Annotated in this window: 19 protein-coding genes; 11 read left to right on the top strand and 8 right to left on the bottom strand. The window is 53.3% G+C overall.

What is annotated here, in order from left to right; all coding sequences use genetic code 11:
* Positions 1-7: 7 nt before the first annotated feature.
* The 3 genes from ycfP to I6L74_RS16420 all read left to right on the top strand — a co-directional run bounded on the left by ycfP (position 8) and on the right by I6L74_RS16420 (position 2,820).
* On the top strand, positions 8-550 hold the full coding sequence (gene ycfP, locus I6L74_RS16410; RefSeq protein ID WP_059178295.1) for an alpha/beta hydrolase YcfP: 543 nt from the start codon (positions 8-10) through the stop codon (positions 548-550).
* Between the two features lie 235 nt (positions 551-785).
* Positions 786-2,090: an NAD(P)/FAD-dependent oxidoreductase gene (locus I6L74_RS16415; protein WP_059178294.1), complete on the top strand. Its 1,305-nt coding sequence runs from the start codon at positions 786-788 to the stop codon at positions 2,088-2,090.
* 190 nt (positions 2,091-2,280) lie between these two features.
* Complete coding sequence (locus tag I6L74_RS16420) at positions 2,281-2,820, top strand: glycine zipper 2TM domain-containing protein (RefSeq protein WP_041689373.1); 540 nt, start codon at positions 2,281-2,283, stop codon at positions 2,818-2,820.
* A gap of 479 nt (positions 2,821-3,299) precedes the next feature.
* On the opposite strand, the gene I6L74_RS16425 is transcribed toward I6L74_RS16420, so the two are convergent.
* Positions 3,300-3,935 (bottom strand): TetR/AcrR family transcriptional regulator, encoded by a 636-nt coding sequence (locus I6L74_RS16425; protein ID WP_059178293.1) that lies wholly within the window; start codon positions 3,933-3,935, stop codon positions 3,300-3,302.
* Positions 3,936-4,178: 243 nt separating this feature from the next.
* Between I6L74_RS16425 and bhsA the strand changes: the two genes are divergently transcribed.
* On the top strand, positions 4,179-4,436 hold the full coding sequence (bhsA, locus tag I6L74_RS16430; protein WP_059178292.1) for a multiple stress resistance protein BhsA: 258 nt from the start codon (positions 4,179-4,181) through the stop codon (positions 4,434-4,436).
* 77 nt (positions 4,437-4,513) lie between these two features.
* On the opposite strand, the gene ldtC is transcribed toward bhsA, so the two are convergent.
* The 3 genes from ldtC to I6L74_RS16445 form a co-directional block, all read right to left on the bottom strand.
* Positions 4,514-5,470, bottom strand: a complete 957-nt coding sequence (gene ldtC, locus I6L74_RS16435; protein WP_419720694.1) for a L,D-transpeptidase LdtC — start codon at positions 5,468-5,470, stop codon at positions 4,514-4,516.
* A 152-nt stretch (positions 5,471-5,622) separates the two neighbouring features.
* Positions 5,623-9,069 carry a transcription-repair coupling factor gene (gene mfd / locus I6L74_RS16440; protein WP_059178291.1) on the bottom strand — a complete coding sequence of 1,149 codons (3,447 nt, stop codon included), beginning with the start codon at positions 9,067-9,069 and terminating at the stop codon, positions 5,623-5,625.
* A gap of 149 nt (positions 9,070-9,218) precedes the next feature.
* Positions 9,219-10,292 carry an acyltransferase family protein gene (locus tag I6L74_RS16445; RefSeq protein WP_059178290.1) on the bottom strand — a complete coding sequence of 358 codons (1,074 nt, stop codon included), beginning with the start codon at positions 10,290-10,292 and terminating at the stop codon, positions 9,219-9,221.
* Positions 10,293-10,560: 268 nt separating this feature from the next.
* On the opposite strand from I6L74_RS16445, the gene lolC reads away from it, so the two are divergent.
* The 5 genes from lolC to cobB all read left to right on the top strand — a co-directional run bounded on the left by lolC (position 10,561) and on the right by cobB (position 15,623).
* Positions 10,561-11,760 carry a lipoprotein-releasing ABC transporter permease subunit LolC gene (gene lolC / locus I6L74_RS16450; protein WP_059178289.1) on the top strand — a complete coding sequence of 400 codons (1,200 nt, stop codon included), beginning with the start codon at positions 10,561-10,563 and terminating at the stop codon, positions 11,758-11,760.
* Complete coding sequence (gene lolD, locus I6L74_RS16455) at positions 11,753-12,454, top strand: lipoprotein-releasing ABC transporter ATP-binding protein LolD (RefSeq protein WP_059178288.1); 702 nt, start codon at positions 11,753-11,755, stop codon at positions 12,452-12,454. The genes lolC and lolD overlap by 8 nt, the downstream gene beginning before the upstream one ends.
* Entirely contained in the window at positions 12,454-13,698 is a 1,245-nt protein-coding gene (lolE, locus tag I6L74_RS16460; RefSeq protein ID WP_059178287.1) for a lipoprotein-releasing ABC transporter permease subunit LolE, read from the top strand. The genes lolD and lolE overlap by 1 nt, the downstream gene beginning before the upstream one ends.
* A gap of 176 nt (positions 13,699-13,874) precedes the next feature.
* On the top strand, positions 13,875-14,786 hold the full coding sequence (nagK, locus tag I6L74_RS16465; protein ID WP_059178286.1) for an N-acetylglucosamine kinase: 912 nt from the start codon (positions 13,875-13,877) through the stop codon (positions 14,784-14,786).
* A 15-nt stretch (positions 14,787-14,801) separates the two neighbouring features.
* A complete protein-coding gene (gene cobB / locus I6L74_RS16470; protein ID WP_072241788.1) occupies positions 14,802-15,623 on the top strand; it encodes a Sir2 family NAD+-dependent deacetylase in 822 nt (273 codons plus the stop codon).
* Positions 15,624-15,664: 41 nt separating this feature from the next.
* On the opposite strand, the gene potD is transcribed toward cobB, so the two are convergent.
* From potD to potA, 4 genes are read right to left on the bottom strand one after another with little or no spacing between them, the layout of a single operon-like run.
* Positions 15,665-16,711: a spermidine/putrescine ABC transporter substrate-binding protein PotD gene (potD, locus tag I6L74_RS16475; RefSeq protein WP_059178285.1), complete on the bottom strand. Its 1,047-nt coding sequence runs from the start codon at positions 16,709-16,711 to the stop codon at positions 15,665-15,667.
* Complete coding sequence (gene potC / locus I6L74_RS16480; protein WP_059178284.1) at positions 16,708-17,514, bottom strand: spermidine/putrescine ABC transporter permease PotC; 807 nt, start codon at positions 17,512-17,514, stop codon at positions 16,708-16,710. The genes potD and potC overlap by 4 nt, the downstream gene beginning before the upstream one ends.
* Positions 17,511-18,368 carry a spermidine/putrescine ABC transporter permease PotB gene (gene potB, locus I6L74_RS16485; RefSeq protein ID WP_059178283.1) on the bottom strand — a complete coding sequence of 286 codons (858 nt, stop codon included), beginning with the start codon at positions 18,366-18,368 and terminating at the stop codon, positions 17,511-17,513. The genes potC and potB overlap by 4 nt, the downstream gene beginning before the upstream one ends.
* Positions 18,352-19,503: a spermidine/putrescine ABC transporter ATP-binding protein PotA gene (gene potA / locus I6L74_RS16490; protein ID WP_174521005.1), complete on the bottom strand. Its 1,152-nt coding sequence runs from the start codon at positions 19,501-19,503 to the stop codon at positions 18,352-18,354. The genes potB and potA overlap by 17 nt, the downstream gene beginning before the upstream one ends.
* A gap of 234 nt (positions 19,504-19,737) precedes the next feature.
* Between potA and pepT the strand changes: the two genes are divergently transcribed.
* Together pepT and I6L74_RS16500 are read left to right on the top strand one after the other, a co-directional pair.
* Positions 19,738-20,985: a peptidase T gene (gene pepT / locus I6L74_RS16495; protein ID WP_059178281.1), complete on the top strand. Its 1,248-nt coding sequence runs from the start codon at positions 19,738-19,740 to the stop codon at positions 20,983-20,985.
* Between the two features lie 17 nt (positions 20,986-21,002).
* The gene (locus I6L74_RS16500) at positions 21,003-22,163 is read left to right on the top strand and encodes an IS30-like element ISCfr4 family transposase (RefSeq protein ID WP_000830285.1); all 1,161 of its coding nucleotides are present in this window, start codon (positions 21,003-21,005) and stop codon (positions 22,161-22,163) included.
* Positions 22,164-22,323: the final 160 nt, after the last annotated feature.

Consider the following 22,323-nt stretch of genomic DNA (forward strand, 5'->3'; position numbering starts at 1 on the left):
GGAAACGATGATCATTTATTTGCACGGTTTTGACTCGAACAGTCCTGGTAACCATGAGAAAGTGCTGCAGCTGCAGTTTATCGATCCGGACGTGCGGCTGATTAGCTACAGTACGCGCCATCCAAAGCATGACATGCAGCACCTGCTCAAAGAAGTGGACAAAATGCTGCAGCTCAACGTCGACGAACGCCCGCTGATTTGTGGCGTCGGTCTCGGCGGCTATTGGGCGGAGCGTATCGGTTTTCTCTGCGATATTCGCCAGGTCGTCTTCAACCCGAATCTGTTCCCTGAAGAGAACATGGAAGGCAAAATCGACCGGCCTGAAGAGTATGTTGATATCGCCACAAAATGCGTCAGTAATTTCCGCGAGAAAAACCGCGATCGCTGCCTCGCGATCCTCTCCCGACAGGATGAGGCGCTGAACAGCCATCGCGCGGCGGAGTTTTTGCACCACTATTATGAGATTGTGTGGGATGAAGAGCAGACCCACAAATTCAAGAATATCTCCCCGCATCTACAGCGCATCAAAGCCTTCAAGACTCTGGGTTAACCCTCCCTGAAGTTTCTCTGGCCCGGCGGCGAAAGCTTGCCGGGCTTTGTCTTTGCTACAATTGTGCAAATTTAAAGCGGCAAAACTTGATTCATATCAATTTTGGTATGACCAATGCGCCTTGCGTGTTATTCTCAATACCAATGAATGGTTTCAGTGCTGTAACCTGTTGTTAATTAAGGGTTATTTTTATAACTTTTAATTAACAATTGGTTAATAATTTGAGGGGGTCACATTGACTACGCCATTGAAAAAGATAGTGATTGTAGGCGGCGGCGCAGGTGGGCTGGAGCTGGCAACACAACTCGGTAAAAAACTGGGTCGTGGTAAAAAAGCCAAAATTACGCTGGTCGATCGTAACCACAGCCATCTGTGGAAACCGCTGCTGCACGAAGTGGCAACCGGTTCACTGGATGAAGGTGTGGATGCCCTGAGCTATCTGGCGCACGCGCGTAACCACGATTTCCAGTTCCAGCTGGGTTCGGTAATGGACATCAACCGTGAGAGCAAAACCATCACACTCGCTGAGCTGCGAGATGAGAAAGGTGAGCTGCTGGTGCCTGAGCGCAAACTGCCGTATGACACGCTGGTGATGGCGCTGGGCAGTACCTCTAACGACTTCAATACGCCGGGCGTGAAAGATCACTGCATCTTCCTGGATAACCCGCATCAGGCGCGTCGTTTCCATCAGGAAATGCTCAATCTGTTCCTGAAATATTCCAATAATCTTGGCGCGAACGGCAAAGTGAATATCGCGATTGTCGGTGGCGGGGCGACGGGCGTTGAACTGTCTGCTGAGCTGCACAATGCGGTAAAACAGCTTCACAGCTACGGTTATAAAGGGTTGACCAACGATGCACTGAACGTGACGCTGGTCGAAGCTGGCGAACGTATTCTGCCTGCATTGCCACCGCGTATTTCAGGCGCTGCGCACAGCGAGCTGACCAAAATGGGCGTGCGTGTTCTGACGCAAACCATGGTCACCAGTGCCGATGCTGGCGGTCTGCACACCAAAGATGGCGAGTACATTCAAGCGGATCTGATGGTTTGGGCTGCGGGTATCAAAGCGCCTGATTTCATGAAAGAGATTGGCGGCCTCGAAACGAACCGCATCAACCAGCTCGTCGTTGAACCGACGCTGCAAACCACGCGCGATCCGGATATCTATGCGATTGGCGACTGCGCATCTTGTGCGCGCCCGGAAGGTGGATTCGTACCACCGCGTGCGCAGGCGGCTCATCAGATGGCAAGCCTGGCGCTGCATAACATCCTGGCGCAGACGAAGGGCAAAACCCTCAAGTCATACGTCTACAAAGACCACGGCTCGCTGGTTTCACTGTCGAACTTCTCAACCGTGGGCAGCCTGATGGGTAACCTGATGCGTGGCTCTATGATGGTTGAAGGGCGTATTGCGCGCTTCGTGTATATCTCGCTGTACCGCATGCATCAGGTCGCGCTGCACGGTTATTTCAAAACCGGTTTGATGATGCTGGTGGGCAGCATTAACCGCGTGATTCGTCCACGTCTTAAACTGCACTAATCTCAGCCCCCTTCGGTCCCACCGGAGGGGGTTTTTAGCCTCTCGTCCTGTCATCCCCTCTGAAAGTCCAGGAGTTCTCCGAAAGGTATTCATGGTCGCTCAACCCCTCTGTTTTTGATCCTTATTCTGATTGGCGAAGTCTGTCTTTGATTGCAAAATTGTTACTAACAGCAACAAAGGAGGAAGTCCCGTGAATAAATCAATGTTGGCGGGTATAGGGATTGGCGTGGCTGCTGCGCTTGGCGTGGCGGCGGTTGCCAGTCTTAACGTGTTTGAGCGTGGCCCGCAATACGCACAAGTTGTTTCAGCAACACCCATTAAAGAATCCGTGAAAACGCCTCGTCAGGAGTGCCGCAACGTGGCCGTTACCCATCGTCGTCCGGTACAGGATGAAAATCGCATCGCAGGCTCTGTTCTGGGTGCGGTAGCGGGTGGTGTGATTGGTCATCAGTTTGGCGGTGGGCGCGGGAAAGATGTTGCCACGGTCGTCGGTGCATTAGGCGGCGGTTATGCGGGTAATCAAGTCCAGGGCGCGATGCAGGACGGAGATACCTACACCACCACGCAGCAGCGTTGTAAAACTGTCTACGATAAGTCAGAAAAAATGCTGGGTTACGACGTGACCTATAAGATCGGCGATCAGCAGGGCAAAATCCGAATGGATAAAGATCCCGGCACCCAAATTCCACTGGATGGCAATGGCCAACTGGTTTTGAATAACAAGGTGTGAAAAAAGCAGTTCTTTGAATTTGGCTCCTCACGCGCTCAGGCTGAGGAGCCTTTTTTTGCTGTAAAACAGTTGTTAAAGGTCAAATTCATGATGCTGGCGCAGGAGCAGAAATCCTGTAATCAGCACTGAGATAAATGCAAACAGCACTGAACCCCCACATAAAATCCACAGACCAAATAACAATGTAATTACTATTAGCACTTTGAATAATGGTAATAGCAAAATCATCTTTATTTTCCTTCCGCATGTGTACAGTCAGAAAGTGCCTTTGTCATCGACAGAAATAATGTACCGCCGCATCGGTCGGGAAAAGGTAAAGCTACGGTTATTAGCGTCTTCGTGACGTGAACGACTCTCCATGAATGGCGGCTAATCATTAGCAGCACAATAATCACCATTTAAGAGTAGCAAACGAGGCGCTTTTCGAGATAGATTTGACCTATTGTTCAACAGGCCAAATCTTATTTCTGACGATATATTCAGCCTTTGAGCAGCTCAGGCCAGAGCCGCAGCGTGGTATGAGTGATTTTTTGCAGCTTTTCAATTCCCGCACCTTCACGCGCGCTGATCGACATGCCCTGCAGGATGCAACTCAAGAACTGAGTTAATTCTACCGTATCGCAATCCGCTGGAATCTCGCCCCGCGTCTGACGCTGGCGTAAAAACGCACCCAGCGTCTCTTCCTGCATGGCGTGACGCGACTTCACTGTGTTGGCGATCGCTTTCGACGAGGCCGCGAGCGTGGCGGAAGTGTTGATCATGAAACAGCCCGCTGGCGTCTCCTTGCTGGTAAAGCATGCCGCCACCGTCGCGAAATAATCCTCTAAGGCTTGTTCAACCGTCTTCTCTTCGCAGAAAAGCTGTGCCTCATGCTTCGCCGCAAAACGGGTGATATAGCGATCCAGCACCGCACGGAACAGACCTTCTTTATTGGTAAATTCTGCGTACAGCGTAGGGGCTTTCGCGCCAGTGGCTTCGACCAGATCGGACAAAGACGTGGCTTCGTAGCCGTGCTGCCAGAAAAGTGTCATGGCCTTATCAAGCGCCGCATCCCTGTCGAACACCTTCGGTCGGCCACGGCTTTTTTTAGCGCAACTCGTGATGTCGGTTGTCATAGCCGTTGTACCTCGGTTGGTTTGTTGAATGACCATTATAAAAATAATAGACAGTGCCGACCAGCATTGATTTTATAAAAATAAATTAATCATATGAATATGATTAATATGAGGTTTTAAATTAATTTAACGATCATTATAAAATAGTGTTGACGTGTGACGTAGATCACATCTATCATTTACCTATCGATCGTTAAGTAATTAACTTACGACCTCCTAATCATCTGCTAAAGGCTACTCATCATGAAAAACGTAAAAACGCTGATCGCTGCTGCTTTTCTAAGCTCACTCTCTTTCGCAAGCTTTGCGGCTGTTGAAGTGCAATCCACTCCTGCAGACCAGCAAAAAGTGGGCATTATTTCCGCTAACGCAGGGACTAACCTGGGTTCACTGGAAGATCAGCTGGCGCAAAAAGCTGACGAAATGGGCGCAAAATCTTTCCGCATCACGTCAGTGACTGGCCCGAACACGCTGCACGGCACCGCTGTTATTTATAAATAAGCCTGGCGAAACCCTCATATTTGCCACTGCAATAAAAAAGGCCCTGCATCACTGCGGGGCCTTTTTTTGTTTACTCGTTAGAGGGGTTGTTGAGTGACTCCGGGATGCGGCGTCACATCCACCGGCATGCCTGAACGAATCTCCATCGCTCTTTCCATGACCGCGCTATCGGCACTGGCTTTAAACGTTTGCATAGCGGCGTTCAGGACAATCGGCAGCGTTTGCGGATCGTCACCAATATTTTTTGACAGCGGCTGGTGGATTTCGACGAGACGTTTTCCGCCCGGCTCTTCCGACACTTTAATCGGCGTGTTTAAAATATTGACCTTCGTCCCCGGTGTAATCACCCGGAACAGGGTTTCGATATCGCCATCGCGCAGGCGAATACAGCCTGAGCTCACGCGCATCCCAATCCCAAAATCAGCATTCGTTCCGTGCAGCAAATAGACGCCGCCGAAGGCCGCCAGACGAATGGCATGATGGCCCATCGGGTTGTCGGGACCCGCCGGAACGACAGCAGGTAAATCAATTCCCTGCGCTTTGTAACGCGCACGGATATTGGCGGTCGGCGTCCAGGTTGGGTTTGCACGTTTATCCGACACCGTCGTCACCATCGTTGGCGTTAAGGTATCGCCGCCTAACTGACCAATGCCGATCGGATAAACCGTCACCTCTTTTTTCCCTGGCGGGTAATAATAGAGGCGCAATTCAGCCAGGTTGATCACCAGCCCTTCACGCGGCGCGTCAGGTAAAAGCGTTTGCAGCGGAATCGTGAGAACGCTGCCCGCGCGCGGAACGTAAGGATCGACGCCTGGGTTCGCCTGTAACAACGCCAGAAAGCCGACGTTATATTTTTTCGCGATCGCTTCAAGCGATCCGCCGTCATTTTCCACGACGTGAAATTTATTTTCACCCACTAGTCGGCTACCGGCGGGCGGCAGAGGCCAGGTGTTAGCGCGAGCGGGAAGGGCAATCGCCACCGCCGCCGCCAGCGCGAAAAAGGTTATCCAGCGAGTCAAACGCAACGTCATCATTATCACCAAAATCCATAGTAATAGTAAGGTTATTGATAGGTAAAAGTTAATTGATAATTATGGCGAAGGGATGTGTCGGGAAACGCAGGGGGATTGAAAGATTGTGTAAATATCAGACCCCGATAACACGCGTTACCGGGGCCTTAAACGCACTACGCTACTGCATTTTCTTCCAGTTGACGCATAAAGTTGCGCACCCATTCCATGCGCGTTTTACGGTCGGCCAGTTCCTGAGTGAACTTCAGACGCGTCGGGCCATCCAGGCGGAAATGCTGCGGCTGCTTCTGCAACAAGCCGATCAGCCACATCGGATCGACATGGTTTTTCTCAGCAAATTCAACCGTACCGCCTTTCTCATTCCCTTCAAGCTTGCGAATGCCCAGCTTCTGCGCCTGCTGACGGAGTCGGGCAATATCGAGCAGGTTGCGCGCGGGATCCGGCAGCAAACCAAAGCGGTCAATAAGCTCGACTTTAATTTCCTCAAGTTCAGACTCTTTTTTGGCGCTGGCGATGCGCTTATAGAACGACAGGCGCGTGTTCACGTCAGGGATAAAATCATCCGGCAGCAGGGAAGGCATGCGCAGTTCGACTTCCGTTTGCTGGCTGGTGAGATCCTCCAGCGACGGCTCGCGCCCGGCTTTCAACGCATCAACCGCGTTTTCGAGCAGTTCCATATACAGAGAGAAGCCGATAGTTTCCATTGATCCGCTCTGATCTTCACCCAGCAATTCGCCCGCGCCACGGATCTCCAGATCGTGTGTCGCCAGCGCGAAACCTGCCCCCAAATCTTCCAACGAGGCAATGGCTTCCAGACGTTTTTGCGCGTCGGTGGTCATCGCTTTTGGATGCGGTGTCATCAGCCATGCGTAAGCCTGGTGATGCGAGCGCCCAACGCGGCCTCGCAACTGGTGAAGCTGCGCCAGACCGAAGTGATCCGCACGTTCAATGATGATCGTGTTCGCCGTTGGAATATCGATGCCGGTTTCAATAATCGTCGTACACACCAGCACGTTAAAACGCTGGTGGTGGAAATCGTTCATCACCCGTTCCAGCTCGCGCTCGCGCATCTGCCCGTGACCGATGGCAATGCGTGCCTCCGGCACCAGTTCAGCCAGTTTATCGGCGGTTTTCTGGATGTTTTCGACATCGTTAAAGAGATAATAAACCTGCCCGCCACGTAACACTTCACGCAGGATTGCCTCACGAACCACCAGGCTATCGTATTCGCGGACAAACGTTTTTACCGCCAGACGACGCGCCGGTGGCGTGGCAATAATCGACAGATCGCGCATGCCGCTCATCGCCATATTCAGCGTACGCGGAATTGGCGTGGCGGTGAGGGTCAGAATATCGACGTCTGCACGCATCGCCTTAATGCGCTCTTTATGGCGCACACCAAAGCGGTGCTCTTCATCGACAATCAGCAGGCCTAAATCTTTCCACTTCACGTCGCTTTGCAGCAGTTTGTGCGTGCCGATCAAAATATCGATTTTGCCTTCGCGTGCCTGTTCCAGAATCTGCGTCTGCTCTTTGGCACTGCGAAAACGCGACAGCATCTCGATCCGCACCGGCCAGTTGGCGAAGCGATCGCGGAAGTTGTCGTAGTGCTGCTGGGCGAGCAGAGTGGTCGGCACCAGCACCGCAACCTGTTTGTTATTTTCGACCGCCAGGAAGGTGGCGCGCATCGCGACTTCCGTTTTACCGAAGCCCACGTCGCCGCATACCAGACGATCCATTGCCAGCGGCTGGCACATGTCGCTCAGCACGGCGTTAATCGCCTGGGCCTGATCGGGCGTGGTTTCAAACGGGAAACTGTCGCAGAACAATTGATACTGTTCTTTATCGTGCTTAAACGCATAGCCTGATTTCGCGGCTCGCTGGGCGTAAATATCCAGCAATTCTGCCGCCACATCACGGACTTTTTCAGCGGCTTTCTGACGTGCGCGTGCCCAGACATCACCGCCCAGCCTGTGCAGCGGGGCGCTCTCTTCCGCACCGCCTGCATAGCGGCTAATCAAATGCAGCGAGGACACCGGAACGTAGAGTTTGGCGTCGCCGGAATAGGTCAGCATCAGGTATTCGCCCTTAATACCGCCCGTTTCCAGCGTGGTCATTCCCGCGTAACGTCCCACACCGTGCTCAAGATGCACAATGGGCTGACCCACGTGCAGCTCCGCCAGGTTGCGAATCAGCGTATCCGGGTTAATGGTTCGACGGCTGTCCTGACGACGGCGCGCCACACGCTCGCCGAGCAGATCGCTTTCACAAATCAGCGCGCGATTATTCAGCGTGTCGATGAAGCCATGCTCAGCCGCACCGATCATCAGGTAGCGCCCGGCATCGGTCGCTTCGTCGAGGCGTAAAATGCGTTTTGGCGACACTTTAATACGCGCGAGTAGTTCTCCGAGCGCTTCGCGGCGGCCTTCACTTTCGACCGAGAAAATCACCGGGCCGGTGAAGGATTCCAGGAACTTGCGCAGATTATCCAGCGGCGATTTTTGCTGCGCCTGAACGGAAAGATCGGGCAGTTTCTCGAACCCGAGATTGGTATTGGCGGCTTTCTCGGGCAGATTTTCCGTTTTGAGCTGCACGCGCGGCCATTTTTTGAGTTCCGAAAACAGCGCATCGGTCCGCAGCCAAAGTTGTTCCGGTGGCAACAGCGGACGCATCGGGTCAACGCCACGGTTTTCGAATCGCGCGCGGGTTTCGTTTTCAAAACGGGTCGCGCTGGATTCCAAATCCCCGGTGTTCACAATCAGCGTATTCGCCGGGAAATAGCTGAACAGCGCGGGAAGGGGTTCACTAAAGAACAGCGGTTGCCAGTATTCAATCCCCGCCGGAAGCGTGCCTTTGCTTACCTGCTGGTAAATATGTTCGGCGTCGCGCTTCACATCAAACTTGTCGCGCCACTGGCTGCGGAACAGCTCGATGGCCGTTTTATCCGTTGGGAATTCATGCGCGGGCAGTAAATTGATGGCGTCAACTTCCTCCAGCGTGCGCTGGGTGTCGGCGTCAAATACGCGCAAACTGTCGATTTCATCGTCGAAGAAATCCAGGCGATACGGCTGGTCGCTGCCCATCGGATACAGATCCAACAGCGCACCGCGCGTGGCGTATTCGCCGTGCTCCATCACCTGATCGACGTGGCGATAACCGGCGCTATCCAGCTGCGTACGCAGGGCGTCGCGCGATAGCCGTTCACCTTTTTTCATCACCAGCGCGTGACCGTGCAGGTAACTGTGCGGACACACGCGCTGCATCAACGTATTCACTGGGACAATCAATACGCCGCGCTGCATGGTCGGCAGCTGATACAGCGTCGACAGGCGCGAGGAGATGATCTCCTGGTGCGGGGAGAAGCTGTCGTACGGCAGCGTTTCCCAGTCGGCCAGGTTAAAGACCAGACTGTCGGTAAACTGGCGAATTTCGTCGTGCAGACGCAATGCGTTTTGCATATCCGGGGCCACCAGGACCACCGGACCCGCATGGCGCTCAGCGATCTCCGCCACGAGCGTGGCGCAGGCTGCACCCGTCAGTTCACCTAGCTGACGTTGGTCGCCCGCTTTGCCGGGCAAGGAATAACGATATTGTTCAGGCATGGCTCTTTCAGGATCTCTTATGGATATACCAACAGTATTGGGGCATATCACTGATACGCAATGTCTTTATTATCCTCGATCGTTTTGCATAAGCAAACTGGAACCGCACAGAGGGAAAACGTGCCCCCGGTGAAGGGGGCAGAAGCGCGCTAGCGCGCGGGTTGAGCGGGGGCAAGACGTGCCGGAGGCGCGAAGAATACATCACCAAACAGGGCGCTGGAGGCTTTGCGCGCACCTAACCCGATGAGCGTACACACCAGCAGGCTGATAAACGGATATACCAGAATCAGCGACAGCTCAGCCCACACCGGCCAGTACGCGGCGTTGAGTTCGGTAATCAGCACCAGGCTGAATATCTCTATCAGGATCCGATGCGTGGCGTAGATAGCAATCGTGTTTGAACCGACAACATTCAGCAGATTATTGGGATGCACGGCGTAACGCTGCTCAAGGCTGTAAAAAAGCTTCATGATCAGCAGAATCGACAGCAGGGAAAGCAGCAGTGGCACGTTAGCAAACCACAGCACCACCGAAACCGCGCCAAAGGCCATGACGGGCAGCCAGTAACGACGCATCGTCATCTCTTTCATCCACGCCATCAGCTGCGCGCCATACCATGCGCCCAGGCTGTAGTAGACAATATTGCGCACCACGCTGTTCATTCCCCACCACGGCAGCGGCAGGAAGTTAATCGCCACGCTTGCCAGCGCCAGCAGGGCGAGCATCGGCAGCTTCCAGCGACTCAGCAATTTACACAGCGTGAAGTAGACGACCAGCGCATACAGATACCACAGGCTGGTGCTGGCGGTGAGCATACCGCGAACAAAGCCGGAGAACGAGTCCGCGTAGGCAGCGTTGGAAGAGGTTGAGAGCTCGCGCTCCGGCGCCAGCCAGTCGTTGATATGGCTCATTGCCTGCCACTGTAATACGCCCCACAGTGCCAGCACCCAGACGATGCTCCAAATCCTTTTATCCAGGCACGTGCGCCAGCCAACGTCATCGATATAGCGGCGAATTAAGTAACCCGAAATAAAGAAAAACACCGGCATACGAAACGGCGCGAGATAGAGATTGAAGTAGACCCAGCATTTGGCGAGCAGACCGGAGAGCGGATGTTGCAGCCCGTTGAGGTGAGGATAAAAGGTGATGACCGAGTGGTAAATCACGACCAGACAGATGCACAATCCTTTTATCTGATTAATCCATAATGCTTTTTGTTTCATCGGTAACGGATACCTGTTTTGCCATAAACGAAACGTTGATCCTGGGCGAACGGGCAGGGGATGTAATCAGTAAGAGTCTGTATCCGGATGATTTTCGGAAAAGGTGGAGGGTGAAGGTGGTGGAATGATGTGCATATCTGCGAGTAGCGTTCTGATTTTTCTTGTTTTTTCGGAAAATTCATTACCAAAGCTTACGGTATCAGTCATTTACGCTTAACGGATTCGCTTATATACTCGTGGGTCTGCCAACAGCCACCAGACGGATTTCATGTATCAACCTGTCGCACTCTTCATAGGCTTACGTTACATGCGTGGGCGCGCCGCGGACCGCTTCGGTCGCTTTGTCTCCTGGCTTTCCACTATCGGGATTACGCTTGGCGTAATGGCGCTGGTGACGGTACTTTCCGTGATGAATGGCTTCGAACGCGAGCTGCAAAACAACATTCTGGGGCTGATGCCGCAGGCGGTTCTCTCTTCTACTAACGGATCGATCAATCCACAACAGCTACCCGAAAGCGCGGTGAAGCTGCAAGGCGTCAATCGTATTGCGCCGCTGACAACCGGCGATGTGGTGCTGCAAAGCGCGCGTAGCGTCTCCGTTGGCGTGATGCTGGGCATCGACCCGGCGCAAAAAGATCCGCTCACGCCGTATCTGGTGAACGTCAAACAGACCGATCTGGCACCGGGTAAATACAACGTGATCCTGGGCGAACAGCTTGCCGGACAGCTTGGCGTCAACCGTGGCGATCAGCTGCGCGTGATGGTGCCGTCTGCCAGTCAGTTTACGCCGATGGGCCGCTTGCCAAGCCAACGCTTGTTCAACGTGATCGGCACGTTTGCCGCCAACAGCGAAGTCGATGGCTATCAGATGCTGGTCAACATTCAGGATGCGTCGCGCCTGATGCGCTATCCGCTGGGTAACATCACCGGCTGGCGTCTGTGGCTCAACGAACCGTTGAAAGTGGACGTGCTGAGCGAGCAAAAATTACCTGAAGGCACCAAATGGCAAGACTGGCGCGAGCGCAAAGGCGAACTGTTCCAGGCCGTGCGCATGGAAAAAAACATGATGGGGCTGCTATTGAGCCTGATCGTCGCCGTCGCCGCATTTAACATCATCACTTCGCTTGGGCTGATGGTGATGGAAAAACAGGGCGAGGTCGCGATTCTGCAAACCCAGGGGCTAACGCCGCGCCAGATTATGGCGGTATTTATGGTCCAGGGGGCGAGTGCCGGGATTATCGGGGCGCTGCTCGGGGCGGTACTGGGGACGCTGCTTGCCAGCCAGTTAAATAATTTGATGCCGATTATCGGTATTCTGCTCGACGGTGCGGCGCTCCCGGTCGCGATCGAACCGCTGCAGGTTGTCGGTATCGCGCTGGTCGCCATGGCGATCGCGCTGCTTTCTACGCTTTATCCTTCATGGCGCGCTGCCGCCACTCAACCCGCTGAGGCTTTACGTTATGAATAAGATCCTGTTGCAATGCGACAACCTGTCCAAACGCTATCAGGAAGGCAACGTGCAGACGGACGTGCTGCATGAAGTCAGCTTCAGCGTGGGCGAAGGTGAAATGATGGCGATTGTCGGCAGCTCAGGCTCCGGCAAAAGTACGCTTCTGCATCTGCTTGGCGGGCTGGATACGCCAACGTCTGGCGATGTGATTTTCTCCGGCACGCCTCTCAGTTCGATGTCTTCGACGGCGAAAGCCGATCTGCGTAACCGCGAGTTAGGCTTTATCTATCAGTTCCACCATTTGCTCCCGGACTTCACCGCGCTGGAAAACGTCGCGATGCCTTTGCTGATTGGCAAAAAGAAACCGGCTGAAATTAACGCGCGCGCCAGCGACATGCTAAAAGCCGTGGGGCTTGGGCATCGCGGAAATCACCGTCCATCTGAGCTGTCCGGCGGTGAGCGTCAGCGCGTCGCCATTGCCCGCGCGCTGGTCAATAACCCGCGTCTGGTGCTGGCCGATGAACCGACCGGTAATCTGGATGCGCGTAATGCAGACAGTATTTTCCAGCTGCTTGGCGAGCTGAACGCCTCGCAGGGCACGGCGTTTCTGGTGGTGACGCACGATCTGCAACTGGCGGGGCGGATGAGTCGCCAGCTTGAGATGCGCGACGGACGTCTGACGGCGGAACTGACCCTGATGGGAGCCGAGTGATGGCGTCGTCGTTATCCTTACTGATCGGTTTACGCTTTAGCCGGGGCCGCCGTCGCGGTGGCATGGTGTCGTTGATTTCCGTGATTTCTACCGTGGGGATTGCCCTGGGCGTCGCGGTGCTTATCGTCGGTTTAAGCGCGATGAACGGCTTTGAGCGTGAACTCAATAACCGCATTCTGGCGGTCGTTCCGCATGGTGAAATCGAGCCGGTTAACCAGCCATGGAATAACTGGAACGATGCGCTGACCAAAATTGAAAAAGTACCGGGCATAGCCGCCGCTGCGCCTTACATCAATTTTACGGGGTTGGTTGAAAGCGGGGCGAACCTGCGCGCCATTCAGGTCAAGGGCGTGAATCCGCAGCAGGAAGCGCGTCTAAGCGCGTTGCCGCAGTTTGTACAAAACGGCGCGTGGGCGGGCTTTAAAGCGGGCGATCAGCAAATCATTATCGGTAAAGGTGTCGCCGATGCGCTGAAGGTGAAGCAGGGCGACTGGGTATCGATCATGATCCCGAACGCCAGCGCAGACCATAAGCTTCAGCAGCCCAAACGCGTGCGTTTGCATGTCACCGGCATTTTACAGTTGAGCGGCCAGCTCGATCACAGTTTCGCCATGGTGCCGCTGGATGACGCACGCCAGTATCTGGATATGGGCGACAGCGTGACGGGTATCGCCATCAAAGTGAATGATGTGTTTAACGCCAATAAACTGGTGCGTGATGCCGGTGGCGTCACCAATAACTATGTTTACATTAAGAGCTGGATTGGCACTTACGGGTATATGTACCGTGATATCCAGATGATTCGCGCCATTATGTATCTGGCGATGGTGCTGGTGATTGGCGTTGCCTGTTTCAACATTGTTTCCACACTGGTGATGGCGGTGAAAGACAAGAGCAGCGATATCGCGGTGCTGCGTACGCTGGGGGCCAAAGACGGCCTTATTCGCGCCATTTTCGTCTGGTACGGTTTGCTCGCGGGTCTGTTTGGCAGCCTGTGCGGCGTGGCGATCGGTGTGGTCGTTTCGCTACAGCTGACGCCGATTATCAACGGAATTGAAAAGCTGATCGGACACCAGTTCCTGTCGGGCGACATCTATTTTATTGACTTCCTGCCCTCTGAATTACATTGGCTGGACGTTATTTATGTGCTGGTTACAGCACTTTTACTGAGTCTGCTGGCAAGCTGGTATCCGGCGCGTCGCGCAAGTCGAATTGATCCGGCGAGGGTATTAAGTGGCCAGTAATTACGTCATGATTTAGCGGGTAAACACTTCATCTTTCAAGCTGCCCCCGCGTTGGCTACGTCTGTTCACCCCAGTCACTTACTTCAGTAAGCTCCTGGGGATCCTCAGACTTGCTGCCTTGATGCAACTTGAATGATGTTGTGTATGAGCCGCTAAATATTAAAGAGGAATGCACCATGTATTATGGATTTGATATTGGCGGCACTAAAATTGCACTCGGCGTGTTTGATGAACATCTCAAATTGCAATGGGAAACCCGCGCTCCCACACCGCGAGAAAGCTACGACGAATTTTTAACCGCCATTGCCACGCTGGTGGCGCAAGCGGATACCCGCTTTGGCGTGAAGGGAACGGTCGGCATCGGCATTCCTGGCATGCCAGAAACCGATGACGGCCTGCTGTATGCCGCGAACGTGCCTGCTGCCAGCGGTAAACCGCTGCGCGCCGTCCTCTCTGCACTTCTTGATCGTGACGTCCGTCTCGATAACGACGCCAACTGTTTTGCCCTTTCAGAAGCCTGGGACGATGAGTTCCGCCCGTATCCGCTGGTGATGGGGCTGATTCTTGGCACCGGTGTCGGCGGCGGCATTATTGTTGATGGTAAACCCATCACCGGTCGCAGCTATATTACCGGCGAGTTCGGCCACATTCGCCTGCCGGTGGATGCGCTGGAGGTCGTGGGTCGCGATTTTCCGCTGACGCGCTGCGGCTGTGGGCAACACGGTTGTATCGAGAATTATCTTTCGGGCCGTGGGTTTGCATGGCTTTATGAACACTTCTATCATCAGAAAATTGAGGCTCCGGAGATCATCACTCTGTGGGAGCAGGGGGATGAACAGGCGCGGGAACACGCTGAACGCTACCTTGACCTGCTGGCAGTGTGTTTAGGCAATATTTTGACCATTGTCGACCCCGATCTGCTGGTGATTGGCGGTGGGTTATCCAACTTTTCAGCGATCACCGAGCAGCTTTCCGGGCGTTTGCCGCGGCATTTGTTGCCGGTGGCTCGCGTTCCACGTATTGAACGTGCGCGTCATGGCGACGCCGGGGGGATGCGCGGTGTGGCATTCCTTCATCTCACCCGCTAGTTAGACGAGGTTATTATGCTGTCGCGCCGGTCACATCGACTCACCCGTTTTCGCAAAACTAAACGTCGCTTGCGTGAGCGCTTACGCCAGCGAATTTTTTTCAGAGACAGAGTGATGCCTGAAGGAATGGAAAAACCAAGAGTTGTGGTGCTGACCGGCGCGGGTATTTCCGCGGAGTCCGGCATTCGTACTTTCCGTGCTGCAGACGGTTTGTGGGAAGAGCACCGTGTTGAAGACGTCGCGACGCCGGAAGGCTTCGCGCGCGACCCCGCTTTGGTGCAGGCGTTTTATAACGCTCGTCGCCGTCAGTTACAGTCGCCAGAAATTGCGCCAAATGCGGCACATCTGGCGCTGGCAAAACTGGAGCAGGAGTTGGGCGATCGTTTTTTGCTGGTCACGCAGAACATCGACAACCTGCATGAACGCGCCGGTAATCGTAACGTTATCCATATGCACGGTGAATTGCTGAAAGTCCGCTGCGCGTGGAGCGGGCAGGTGCTTGACTGGACCGGTGATATCACGCCGGATGACAAGTGCCACTGCTGCCAGTTCCCGTCACCGCTGCGCCCGCATGTGGTGTGGTTCGGCGAAATGCCGTTGGGAATGGACGATATCTACGGTGCGCTGGCGATGGCCGATATTTTCATTGCTATCGGCACGTCCGGGCATGTCTATCCGGCGGCCGGTTTTGTGCATGAGGCGAAACTGCACGGGGCGCACACGGTTGAATTGAATCTGGAACCGAGTCAGGTTGGCAGCGAGTTTGAAGAAAAACAGTACGGTCTGGCGAGCGCGGTGGTGCCGGACTTTGTTGAGAAGTTGCTGAAAGGATTATGAAACACGATCCCCTCTCCCGGTGGGAGAGGGGAAATACGAAATCAGCGGCCCGCCTTCAGCTTCTGATAATAGTCTTCATAAAGGCGGCTCGCGTCGCCCACATCATTCTGCCATTCGCCTTTGCTGATGGTTTCCGCGTCCGGATACAGAGACTTATCGTTCGCCACTTCCGGGCTAAGCAGTTTACGTGCGGCGAGGTTTGGCGTCGGATAACCAATCGTTTCTGCCACCTGCTTTGCCACGTCCGGGCGCAGCAGGAAGTTAATCAACTTCATCGCCCCGTCGACGTTTTTAGCATTTGCCGGAATCGACAAGCTATCCATCCAGAAGATCCCGCCTTCTTTCGGCCAGACCACCTGCAGTGGCGTCCCCGCCTGACGCGCAACGTAAGCCGACCCGTTCCACACCATTCCGAGATTCACTTCGCCTTCCATGTATGGATTGGCCGGGTTATCGGAGTTAAACGCCGCCACGTTAGGCATCAGCTTTTTCAGCTCGTTATACGCGGCTTCGATCTCTTTCGGGTCAGTTGTATTACCGGAATAACCCAGTTTACGCAGCGCCATCTGGAGCACTTCGCGGGCGTCGTCGGTCAAGAGCAGGCTGCCTCTGTATTCCGGCTTCCAGAGATCGGCCCAGCTTGTCACCGTTTTCGGGTCTATCTCATCGCTGTTCACGCCGATCGCCGTCGCGCCCCAGATGTAAGGGATGGAGTAGTCATTATTCGGGTCGAACGGTTTGTTGAGCATCTCCGGATCGAGGTTTGAAAAATGGGTCAGCTTCGTTTTATCGATCTTTTGGATCATGCCCTCTTTGCGCATTTTGTCGACGAAATAGGTTGAAGGCACCACCAGATCGTATGCGCCGTCTTTATAGGTTTTGAGCTTGGCATACATGGTTTCGTTCGATTCGTAGGTCGAATAGATAACCTTTATCCCCGTCTCTTTGGTGAACTGTTCCAGCAGACCTGGTGGTACATATTCAGTCCAGTTATAGAAGTAGAGCGTTTTGCTGTCGTCCGCGTGCGCAGCGCTCATGCTCATAGCAAGTGCGCCTGCCGCGAGCAGGTGGCGTGACCATTTCATCATTTAACGTCCCCTGAGTGGTGAGCTTTAAAGCTCCTGGTTTTATCACGAGCAATCAGCTGACTGGCGATGACCAGAACCAGCGATAACAGTAGCAGAATGGTTGCCAGCGCGTTCACCTCGGGCGAGACACCCACTTTGACCATGGAATAGATTTTCAACGGCAGAATCTCATACCCCGGCCCGGTGACGAACGAGGAGACCACCACGTCGTCCATCGACAGGGTGAAGCTCAGCAACCACCCGGCGGCCACCGCAGGCATCGCCAGCGGCAGAATGATTTTGCGCAGAATGGTCATTTCGCTCGCACCCAGATCTTTGGCCGCTTCGAGCATCCGAACGTCAAATCCTTTGAGCCGCGAGTAAACCGTCACCACCACAAACGGCAGGCAGAAAGTGATATGAGAAAACAGCAGCGACCAGAATCCGAGCTGGACGCCAAGCAGCATAAACAGCACCAGCAGTGATATGGCCATTACGATATCGGGCGACATCATCACCACAAATAACATCCCGCTGACGAAGGGCTTACCGCGAAAACGGTAGCGATACAGCGCCACGGCGGTAAGCGATCCGATAAGCGTCGCAAAGGTCGCGGACACAATCGCCATCGTCAGGGAGTGTTGCGCCGCCTGCAGCAGGCTGTCGTTGTTCATCAGCAGGCTGTACCACTTTGTCGTAAAGCCCTGCCAGTTAATGCCGAAACGCGAACTGTTAAACGAGTTAACGATCAAAATGATAATCGGGATGTAGAGATACGCGTAAATGACGGTCATAAAACCGCCGCGCAGCAGACGACCGGTCATTCGAGATCTCCCTTTTTGTTCAGCCAGCGGGAAGCGCGCCAGTAAACCAGCAGCATAAGACCCATCACCACCGTCAACGTTATGCTGGTGGCGGAGCCGAACGGCCAGTCGCGGATATTCAGGAACTGACTTTTTATCACGTTACCGATCAGCAGGTTTTTAGCGCCTCCCATCAGATCAGAGACGTAAAACAGCCCCATCGCAGGCAGCATCACCAGCAGACAGCCCGCGATAATGCCCGGCATCGTGAGCGGAAGGATAATGCGAATAAATGTCTGAAACTTGCTGGCACCTAAATCCTTCGCGGCCTCCAGCAGCGGTCTGTCGAGCTTCTCAATGCTGGAATAGAGCGGCATCACCATAAACGGCAGCAAAATATAGACCAGACCAATGATCACCGCGCCGGGGGTAAACATGATGCGAATCGGCGTATCAATCATGCCTGACCACAGCAAAAACGCGTTCAGATAGCCTTTGGTGCTCAGGAATATTTTCAGGCCATAAATGCGAATCAGCGAGTTGGTCCAGAAGGGAACAATCAGCAAAAACAGCAGCAGAGGGCGCACTTTTTGCGGCAAACGCGCCAGAAACCAGGCGAAGGGATAGCCCAGCACCAGGCAGGCAAGAGTGGCAATGACCGCCATATTGAGCGAGTGGAGGAGCACTTCAAAATAGAGTGGGTCCAACAGGCGCGCATAGTTATCCAGCGTAAAGACCAGTTTGACAAAATCAGCGTCGTCGCGAGTCAGAAAACTGGTGGCAATGATCATCAGGTTGGGCAGAAAAACAAACAACACAAGCCAACCCACGATCGTGGCGATCACCACATTCTGGAATTTACTTGTGTTCTTCATCAGCCAGTACGACCTCCCAACTTTCTACCCAGTTCACGACCATTTTTTGATCGAGCGGGTGGTCAAAATCCGGGTCGTCTTCGTTAAAAAACTCGCTGACGAACACCATTTTGCCGCTTTCCAGTTCCACTACCGATTCCAGCGTCATGCCTTTGTAGTTGCGCTCGCGGATAAAACCAATCAGCCCTTCGGCGTCCGTGCTGTCATGAATTTCATCTACGCGCAGATCTTCCGGGCGCAACATGACGTTCAGCTTTTGCCCCTTTTCGACTGCAAAATTCACCGTGATATTGCACTCACGCCCTTCGACGTTGGCGCGGACGCGTTGCGCATCCAGACGCTCAATGACGGTTGCATCAAAGATATTGATCTCGCCAATAAAACTGGCGACAAACAGGTTTTTAGGCTCTTCGTAAATTTCCCGCGGCGTGCCGTCCTGCTCGATTTTTCCGTCGCGCATCACCACGATCCGATCCGACATGGTTAGCGCTTCTTCCTGATCGTGCGTGACGAACACAAAAGTGATCCCGAGCTTGCGCTGCAGCGCTTTCAGCTCGTTCTGCATCTGTTTGCGCAGCTTGTAATCCAGCGCGGAGAGGGATTCGTCGAGCAGCAGAAGGCGCGGTTTATTGACCACGGCACGCGCGATAGCCACGCGCTGCTGCTGGCCGCCGGAGAGCTGATGAGGTTTACGTTGGGCGAATTCGTCTAGCTGAACCATGCGCAGCGCATCGTTGACGCGCGGGGTAATCTGTTCGTTTGGCGTTTTTTGCATGCGCAGCCCAAAGGCCACGTTTTCGAACACGGTCATGTGCGGGAAAAGGGCATAGCTCTGGAAGACGGTATTGACGTGACGGTGTTCAGCAGGTACATCGGTGATGTCCTGATTTTCAAGATGAATTTGGCCGTTATCGACGCTTTCTAATCCAGCGATAAGGCGCAAAACGGTGGTTTTGCCACAGCCGGAGGGGCCAAGCAGCGTAAGAAACTCACCGTCATTGATGCTCAGGTTAAGATCGTCGATGACGATTTTACCGTCGAAACTTTTGCTGATCCCTGATAAAAGCACCAGAGGCGACACCGTACCCAGTTCTGTATTCAATTTTTGGCTCTGTCCCCTATAAGCGCTATGAATGGGTTTCGATAGCGGGATTTGTGTTCAACCACCCTGGTGATTCGCAATGAGGGCGGCCATTCTACGGCAAAGCATTGAAATCACCAATCCTTGTGACTGATTGATAAACTATATTTATTAACCAATAACGACATAAACGAAAATATTCTCGTTTACGGGATAAAAGTGACCTGACGCAATATTTGGGTTTTGATGCTTAATGATAATGTTGTCACAAAAAGTGAGGGTGACTGCATGGATAAATTACTTGAGCGTTTTTTACAGTACGTTTCGCTGGATACCCAATCTAAAGCGGGTGTCAGGCAGGTGCCGAGCACTGAGGGTCAATGGAAGTTGTTGCACCTGCTGAAGGAACAGCTGGAGGAGCTTGGCCTGGTCAATGTGACGTTAAGCGAGAAAGGTACGGTGATGGGGACGCTGCCAGCGAATGTCCAGGGTGACATTCCGGCCATTGGATTCATTTCCCACGTTGATACATCGCCCGATTTCAGCGGTAAGAACGTCAACCCGCAAATTGTTGAAAATTACCGTGGCGGTGATATTGCGCTGGGCATCGGCGACGAAGTTTTGTCCCCGGTTATGTTCCCGGTGCTACATCAGCTGCTGGGACAAACGCTGATCACCACCGACGGCAAAACCTTGTTGGGCGCGGATGATAAAGCGGGCGTTGCAGAAATCATGACCGCGCTGGCCGTGCTGAAAGGCAAAAACGTGCCGCATGGCGATATTCGTGTAGCCTTTACGCCGGATGAAGAAGTCGGCAAGGGTGCAAAACACTTTGACGTCGCCGCGTTTAACGCGAAGTGGGCCTACACAGTCGATGGCGGTGGCGTGGGTGAACTGGAGTTCGAAAACTTTAACGCGGCCTCAATTACCATCAAAATCGTTGGTAACAACGTTCATCCGGGCTCAGCAAAAGGGGTAATGGTGAACGCACTGTCGCTGGCTACGCGCATTCATGCGGAAGTCCCGGCGGAAGAGAGCCCCGAGCAGACCGAAGGTTACGAAGGTTTTTATCATCTGACCAGTATTAAAGGGACGGCGGATAGCGCGCAGATGCATTACATTGTGCGTGATTTCGACCGTAAAGCCTTTGAAGCGCGCAAGCGTAAGATGATGGAAATTGCTAAAAAAGTGGGCAAAGGACTGCATCCGGATTGCTACATTGAGCTGATCATTGAGGACAGCTATTACAATATGCGCGAGAAGGTGGTTGAGCATCCGCATATTCTGGACATTGCGCAGCAGGCGATGCGCGATTGCGATATCGAACCGCAGCTTAAGCCGATTCGCGGTGGCACTGACGGCTCGCAGCTCTCCTTTATGGGACTGCCTTGCCCGAACCTGTTTACCGGCGGCTATAACTACCACGGCAAGCATGAGTTTGTGACGCTGGAAGGGATGGAAAAAGCGGTGAAAGTGATTGTACGTATTGCCGAGATTGCGTGTGAGTTCAATGGGTCGATGCAACGCTATCCTTAATCAAGGGGGACGTTGTCATGAAACGAAGAACTCGGATTAACTACACGCCAGAGCAGAAGGCAATTATCTGGGACAGATATAAGCAAGGTGATTCTCTACATGATATCGCCAGAATGTTCGACAGATATCATTCTTCCATTATGCCCACTATCCACCAGACAGGCGGCTACCGTCCTCCCGTGCGAAAACGGCACCGATTAGCGCTTTCGCTTGATGAAAGAGAGGAGATATCCAGAGGGCTGGTAGCAAAACTCAGCATCAGGGACATCGCCGCCAAATTATCAAGAGCGCCCTCAACGATTAGCCGCGAGGTCAGGAGGCACAGTGGTGCAAAACAATACCGAGCAGCAAAAGCCGATGCTACTGCGTGGGAAAATGCGCTGAGACCAAAACCGTGCAAGCTAATTGAAAGCCCCGCATTGTGTAAAATCATTGCAGAGAAGATGCATCAGGACTGGTCGCCGGAACAGATCGCCGGTTGGCTGAAACGTTGTTATCCGGATAATCAGGAAATGCATGTGTCACACGAAACGATTTATAAAACGCTTTTTATACAAACCCGGGGAGCATTAAAAAAAGAGCTGCAGCAATGCCTCAGAAGCGGAAGAGCAGTGCGTAGATCCAGAACGTCATCGCTTAAAGGGAAAGGATTAGGGTCAATCCCGAACACGATACCTATCAGCGAAAGGCCACCAGAGGCGGCTGACAGAGCCATTCCAGGTCACTGGGAAGGTGACTTGATTCAGGGCTCGAAAAACTCCTATATAATCACCCTCGTAGAACGTCATTCCCGTTTTGTTATGCTGGCGAAGATCAGAGACAACAAGACCATAACGGTTATATCTGCACTCATCAGACAAGCCCGGGAATTACCTGCTGAACTTTATAAAACATTAACCTGGGACCGGGGCGCTGAAATGACCAGCCACACCCGGTTTACTGTAGCCACAGATATTCAGGTTTACTTCTGCGATCCTCAATCCCCCTGGCAACGTGGCTCAAATGAAAATACGAACAGATTGCTCAGACAATATTTTCCAAAAGGAACTGACTTATCGGTTCACAGCCAGCAAAGACTTAACAGTGTTGCCAGACAGCTCAACGAAAGGCCGAGAAAAACGCTAGACTATGAATCACCCGCAGAACGGTTCAATAAGTGTGTTGCGTCCATCAGTTGAACTCACACGGCAAAGCAGGCGTAAAACAAAGCCCGGTCAGCGAGATGACTGCCGGGCAATTATACATACACGAAATCATTCAAGTTGGATCAAGGCGGCAAGTCTGAGAATCCCCGGACGCTTACTGAAGTCAGTGACCGGGATGAACAGACGCAGCCAA

This window comes from Lelliottia amnigena, assembly GCF_019047465.1.
Lineage (GTDB): Bacteria > Pseudomonadota > Gammaproteobacteria > Enterobacterales > Enterobacteriaceae > Enterobacter > Enterobacter amnigenus.

Coding starts and splice junctions, on each gene's coding strand:
- ycfP (WP_059178295.1), top strand. CDS start 8: ATGATCATTTATTTGCACGGTTTTGACTCGAACAGTCCTGGTAACCAT.
- I6L74_RS16425 (WP_059178293.1), bottom strand. CDS start 3,935: ATGACAACCGACATCACGAGTTGCGCTAAAAAAAGCCGTGGCCGACCG.
- bhsA (WP_059178292.1), top strand. CDS start 4,179: ATGAAAAACGTAAAAACGCTGATCGCTGCTGCTTTTCTAAGCTCACTC.
- ldtC (WP_419720694.1), bottom strand. CDS start 5,470: ATGATGACGTTGCGTTTGACTCGCTGGATAACCTTTTTCGCGCTGGCG.
- mfd (WP_059178291.1), bottom strand. CDS start 9,069: ATGCCTGAACAATATCGTTATTCCTTGCCCGGCAAAGCGGGCGACCAA.
- I6L74_RS16445 (WP_059178290.1), bottom strand. CDS start 10,292: ATGAAACAAAAAGCATTATGGATTAATCAGATAAAAGGATTGTGCATC.
- lolC (WP_059178289.1), top strand. CDS start 10,561: ATGTATCAACCTGTCGCACTCTTCATAGGCTTACGTTACATGCGTGGG.
- lolD (WP_059178288.1), top strand. CDS start 11,753: ATGAATAAGATCCTGTTGCAATGCGACAACCTGTCCAAACGCTATCAG.
- lolE (WP_059178287.1), top strand. CDS start 12,454: ATGGCGTCGTCGTTATCCTTACTGATCGGTTTACGCTTTAGCCGGGGC.
- nagK (WP_059178286.1), top strand. CDS start 13,875: ATGTATTATGGATTTGATATTGGCGGCACTAAAATTGCACTCGGCGTG.
- cobB (WP_072241788.1), top strand. CDS start 14,802: ATGCTGTCGCGCCGGTCACATCGACTCACCCGTTTTCGCAAAACTAAA.
- potD (WP_059178285.1), bottom strand. CDS start 16,711: ATGATGAAATGGTCACGCCACCTGCTCGCGGCAGGCGCACTTGCTATG.
- potC (WP_059178284.1), bottom strand. CDS start 17,514: ATGACCGGTCGTCTGCTGCGCGGCGGTTTTATGACCGTCATTTACGCG.
- potB (WP_059178283.1), bottom strand. CDS start 18,368: ATGAAGAACACAAGTAAATTCCAGAATGTGGTGATCGCCACGATCGTG.
- pepT (WP_059178281.1), top strand. CDS start 19,738: ATGGATAAATTACTTGAGCGTTTTTTACAGTACGTTTCGCTGGATACC.
- I6L74_RS16500 (WP_000830285.1), top strand. CDS start 21,003: ATGAAACGAAGAACTCGGATTAACTACACGCCAGAGCAGAAGGCAATT.